The organism is Mycobacterium szulgai (genome assembly GCF_002116635.1).
Lineage (GTDB): Bacteria > Actinomycetota > Actinomycetes > Mycobacteriales > Mycobacteriaceae > Mycobacterium > Mycobacterium szulgai.
Genome location: NZ_LQPW01000070.1, coordinates 1 through 5,907 on the forward strand (window position 1 = coordinate 1; position 5,907 = coordinate 5,907).

The window sequence follows — 5,907 nt, forward strand, 5'->3', positions numbered from 1 at the left end:
GCGGCGAACACCGGCTCGCTGGCCAGCAGGTCAGCACCCATCGCCGCCCACTGCGAACCCTGCCCGGAGAACACCCACACCGGACCGCGGTCATCGTGACCGACCGCGGGCAGATACGGGGTCTCGCCCTCGGCGACCTCGCGCAATGCCCTGGACAGCTCCGGTGCCGTGGCGGCCAGCACGGCCGTGCGGACTCGCCGGTGCCCACGGCGGCGCGCGAGCGTGTATGCCAGATCCGCGGGTGCAAGGTCGGGTCCCTGTGCGTCGACCCAATCGGCAAGGCGCGCAGCGGTTTCGCTCAGTCCTTGCGGCGAGCTGGAAGACAGCGGAAACACCAGCGCGCCTTCGAGGCCCGCTGCGGTGTGTTCCGTATCGGGCGCAGCGGTGTCGGGAGCCTGCTCCAGGACGGCATGCACGTTGGTGCCCGAGAACCCGTACGACGAGACCGCCGCTCGCCGCGGTTGGTGCTCAGCGGTTGCCGGCCACGGCGTAACCTCTTGCGGTACAAAAAGATTGGTATTTATCTCGGCGAATTCGTCGGGTAGCTGGCTGAAGTGCAGGTTCTGCGGAATAACACCGTGCTGCAGGGACAAGACCGTCTTCATCAGCCCCAGCGCACCGGCGGCCGATTGAGTGTGGCCGAAATTCGTCTTGACCGACGCCAGCGCACAGGGCCCGTCGGTGCCGTACACCTCGGCGAGGCTCGCGTATTCAATCGGGTCGCCCACCGGGGTGCCCGGGCCGTGCGCCTCCACCATGCCGACCGTGGTCGGGTCCACGTCCGCCGCGGCCAGTGCCGCCCGGTAAGCCTCGACCTGCGCCGGGCGCGACGGCGTCACCACATTGACCGTGTGGCCGTCCTGATTGGCGGCCGTGCCACGCACCACGGCCAGAATCCGGTCACCATCGGCCAGCGCATCCGGCAACCGCTTGAGCAACACCACGACACAGCCCTCGCCGGCCACGAACCCGTCGGCCGCGACGTCGAATGCGTGACACCGTCCGGTCGGGGACAGCATGCCGATGGCGGATCCCGAGGCTGACTTGCGGGGTTCGAACATCACCGAAGCGCCACCTGCCAGCGCAACATCGCTTTCGCCGTCGTGCAGACTGCGGCAGGCCAGGTGGATAGCGGTCAGGCCGGACGAGCAAGCGGTGTCGACGGTAATGGCGGGACCGTGCAAGCCCAGGGCGTAGGCGATGCGCCCGGAGCCCATGGCGAAGCTGTTGCCCATATATCCGTACGGCCCCTCCAGGGCCTGGGCGTCGGCGTGGACGAACTGGTAGTCGTCATGCATGAGTCCCATGAACACGCCGGCCCGCAAGCCACTCATGGTGTCGGGAGCCAGACCGCCGTGCTCGATGGCTTCCCATGCGCTCTCCAGCAGCAAGCGATGCTGCGGATCCATCGCAGTCGCTTCCTTTTCGGTGATTCCGAAGAACTCCGCGTCGAAGTCGGCGACATTGTCCAGGAAAGCGCCCCACCTACACACCGTGCGTCCGGGCACGCCGGGCTCGGGGTCGTAGTACTCGTCGACGTCCCAGCGGTCTGGGGGAACCTCGGTGACCAGATCGTCGCCGCGCAGCAACGCCTCCCACAACTGGTCGGGTGAGTCAATGCCCCCCGGCAGCCGGCACCCCATGCCGATGACGGCAATCGGAGTAACTTTCCTATCCACGGTGGTTCACCTCTCGTAGCTGCTTCAGTTCTTATCAGTGGCTTCGACTTCGTCTCAGCGATTTCGGAGGAAACCGCCTCGACCGCGATCCGGGCTGAGGCAACGCCGTCGCGACATGCGCCAGCCACCGCATCCGAAGCCCACCCCTAGTCAATGAAGTGATCAGCAGCCTAGTCGGTTGCCTTCATCCATGTGGAAAAATCGTGCGGACGTACCAAAATTTGCTGGGGCGCTGGTCCGGGGGCCGAAGCGGCGCCGTTCAGCAACTCCGTGTCCGCAACCTCGACCTATGGGCCCGCCCAAGTTGGCTGGGCGGCGGCTCGATTTCCGCAGGCCGCCAGCAAATTTTTTGTACGTACGCACGATTTTTCCGCGGCTGTGAAGCCGAGCCGCTAGGCTCGACAGGCCAAGGACTTGTCGTTGGCTTCGAGGGGGTCGTTGGGTTATGCGGGCTGGAGGCTGCGGTTTTTTTCCGGCACGTAACGCATGTCAGCGATGTTCCTCGAACCGCTGATACGAGCTCTAACCCAGTGGTATGAACCTGAAGCATAAGTATGGAGAGAAGGACCGTGGATAGGACGCGCGTTACTCCTGTTGCCGTCATCGGTATGGCGTGCCGGCTGCCAGGGGGCATTGACTCGCCTGACCAGTTCTGGGAGGCGTTGCTGCGTGGGGACGATCTGGTCACCGAGGTTCCGCCCGAACGCTGGGACATCGACGAGTACTACGACCCTAAGCCGGGCGCCCAGGGCCGGTCGGTGTGTAAATGGGGATCGTTCCTCGACAACGTCGGCGACTTTGACGCCGACTTCTTCGGCATCTCCGAGAACGAAGCCACCGCGATGGATCCACAGCATCGTCTGTTGCTGGAAACCGCCTGGGAGGCAATGGAACACGGCGGGCTGACGCCCGAAGTAACGGCCAGTTCACGCACCGGTGTCTTCGTCGGTTTGCTGCATAGTGACTACACCTTCGTCCACGCCGATGGCCTGGCCCTGGAGGGGCCCTACGGGAACACCGGAACCAATGCCTGCATGGCATCCGGGCGGGTCGCCTACGCCATGGGGGCACACGGCCCCGCGGTCACCATCGACACGGCATGCTCCTCGAGCTTGTTTGCTGTACACCTGGCCGCCCGTAGCCTGAACGACGGCGAAAGCGACGTCGCCTTCGCGGCCGGTGTCTACGTGATGCTGGAACCGCGCAGGTTCGCATCCGGCTCGGCACTGGGCATGCTGTCGGCGTCTGGACGCTGTCATTCATTCGACGTCGCGGCCGACGGATTCGTGTCCGGCGAGGGCTGTGTCGTGTTGGCGCTCAAGCGGCTGCCCGATGCAATTGCCGCCGGCGACCGGATTATGGCCGTCATCCGCGGTACCGCCGCCAATCAGGACGGCCACACGGTCAACATCGTGACCCCTTCTGCCAAAGCGCAATCCATGGTCTACCGCGACGCGTTGGCTGCGGCCGGCGTGGACCCCGCCACGGTTGGTCTGGTCGAGGCACACGGCACCGGAACCCCGGTGGGTGACCCGATCGAATATGCAAGCCTGGCAGAGGTTTATGGCGTCGACGGTCCCTGCGTGCTCGGCTCGGTGAAGACCAACTTCGGGCACACGCAATCTGCCGCCGGAGCGCTGGGCGTGATGAAGGCGGTCCTGGCCCTGCAGCACGGGGTCGTTCCGCAGAACCTGCATTTCACCGAACTGCCCCACGAGGTTGCCGAGATCGAAACCAACCTCTTTGTGCCGCAGGACATTACGCCGTGGCCGACGGCTGCGGGGGAGGCCCCCCGGCGGGCGGCGGTGTCGTCATACGGCATGTCGGGAACCAACGTGCACGCGATCTTGGAGCAGGCCCCCGAACCCGTTGCGCCGGAAGATGTCTCGACCACCGCCGGTATCGATGGTCCGCTGGTGTTCCCGCTGTCGGCCAGCTCCGAGGATGGACTGCGCCAAACGGCTGCGCGGCTGGCCGATTGGGTGACCGAGCGCCAGGGTGAGGTCGAGCTGGCGGATGTGGGCTTCACGCTCGCCCGCCGGCGCGGGCACCGGCCGGTGCGTACGGCCGTCATCGCCGATAGCTCCGCGCACCTGGCGGCGGCGCTGCGGGAGGTTGCCGAGGGGGAGACCCCGTATCCGCCTGCGGTCGGTCAGGATGATCGCGGTCCGGTGTGGGTGTTCTCCGGGCAGGGTTCGCAGTGGGCGGCGATGGGTGCTGACCTGCTGGCCAGCGAGCCGGTGTTCGCCGCTACCATCGCCACGCTCGAGCCGCTGATCGCCGCGGAGTCGGGCTTCTCGGTGACCGAGGCGATGACCGCGCCCGAGAAAGTCACCGGCATCGACCGAGTCCAGCCCACCCTGTTCGCGATGCAGGTCGCCCTGGCGGCGGCGATGAAGTCCTACGGCGTGCAGCCGGGTGCGGTCATCGGCCACTCATTGGGGGAGTCCGCTGCTGCGGTGGTCGCCGGTGCGCTGTCGCTGGAAGACGGGGTGCGGGTGATCTGCCGGCGCTCCAAGCTGATGACGCGCATTGCCGGCAGCGGGGCGATGGCCTCGGTGGAACTGCCTGCGCAGCAAGTGCTTTCGGAGTTGATGGGCCGTGGCATCAACGACACCGTGGTTGCGGTGATGGCGTCGCCGCAGTCCACGGTGATCGGCGGGGCAACCCAGACGGTGCGCGATCTGGTGGCGATCTGGGAGGAGCGCGACATCATGGCCCGCGAGGTGGCCGTCGACGTGGCCTCCCATTCACCCCAGGTCGACCCGATTCTCGACGATCTGACCGAGGCGCTGGCCGACCTCACCCCGCTGTCCCCGGAGGTGCCGTACTTCTCGGCGACGTCGTTCGACCCGCGTGATGAGCCCTACTGCGACGCCTACTATTGGGCCGACAACCTGCGGCACACGGTGCGCTTCGCCGCGGCGGTGCAGGCCGCGCTCGAGGACGGCTTCCGGGTGTTCACCGAGCTGTCGCCGCACCCGCTGCTGATGCATGCGGTGGATCAGACCGCCCGCAGCCTGGACATGTCGGTGGCGGCTTTGGCCGGAATGCGGCGTGAGCAGCCGCTGCCCTACGGGCTGCGTGGGCTGGTGGGCGATTTGTATGCGGCCGGCGCGGCGGTGGATTTCTCGGTGCTCTACCCCGGCGGTCAACTTGTGGACGCGCCGCTATCCGCCTGGTCGCACCGCCGGTTGTTCCTCAACGACAAGACGGAGCGCCGCACCGGCGGCCATATCGTCGCACTACACCCGCTATTGGGCTCTCACGTGCGGCTGCCCGAGGACCCCGAACGCCACGTTTGGCAGGGTGAAGTGGGTACCGAGGCGCTGCCTTGGCTTGCCGATCACCAGATACACAGTGCCCCAACGCTTCCCGGCGCTGCCTACTGCGAGATGGCGCTGGCCGCGGCCAGCACCGTCTTGGGGGAGGCGTCCGAAGTTCGCGATGTCCGTTTCGAACAGCTGCTGCTGCTTGACGAGCAGACCCCCGTCGCCGCCACCGCAACGGTGGAGGCGCCCGGTGTCGTTCCGTTCCTGGTGGAAACGCTGCAAGACGGGGAACGCGCGCGGCGGGCCTCGGCTACGCTGCACGCCCTCGGGCAAACCGGCCCAGACGACCGGCCAGCTGCCCACGACATCGACGCGCTGCTCGCGTCGCATCCCAACCCCGCGGCGGGCGACGAGCTTCGGCACGAGTTCGACGTGCGCGGTATTCAGTACGGCCCGGCTTTCAGCGGCTTGGCGATGGTGCATACCGCCCAGGAAACCGGCGGTACCACCGTTTTGGCCGAACTATCCGTACCGAGCTCAGTCCGGACACAACAAGGCGCCTTCGGCGTGCATCCGGTACTGCTGGACGCCTGCTTCCAGTCGGTAGCGGCGCATCCCAGCGTCCGCAACGCCGGTAACGGCGGCCTGCTGCTGCCGCTCGGTGTTCGCCGATTGCGTGCCTACGGCCGGGCCCGCAATGCCCGGTATTGCTACACGACGGTGACGGCGTGCGGCTCGGGTGTGGAAGCCGACCTGGACGTGTTGGACGAGCAGGGCGCGGTGCTGCTGTCCGTGCGCGGTCTGCAGCTTGGCACCAGCGCCAGTCCAGGTCATGAGCGCGACCGTGTCCTGGGCGAGCGGTTGCTGACCATTGAGTGGCAACAGCGCCAGCTGCCGGAGAACAGTCATGCCGAGCCCGGCACCTGGCTGTTGATCAGCACCTCGGACGCCACCGA

2 protein-coding genes are annotated in these 5,907 nt (G+C 66.8%); one reads left to right on the plus strand and one right to left on the minus strand.

The genetic code is table 11. The annotated features are described in order from the left end of the window. Nucleotides 1-1,643, minus strand: a 1,643-nt coding sequence (locus AWC27_RS12040) for a type I polyketide synthase (RefSeq protein ID WP_139836942.1), incomplete at its 3' end; no start/stop codon positions are given. 590 nt (nucleotides 1,644-2,233) lie between these two features. On the opposite strand from AWC27_RS12040, the gene AWC27_RS12045 reads away from it, so the two are divergent. Continuing rightward, on the plus strand, nucleotides 2,234-5,907 hold a 3,674-nt coding region (locus tag AWC27_RS12045; protein WP_425437478.1), incomplete at its 3' end, for an acyltransferase domain-containing protein.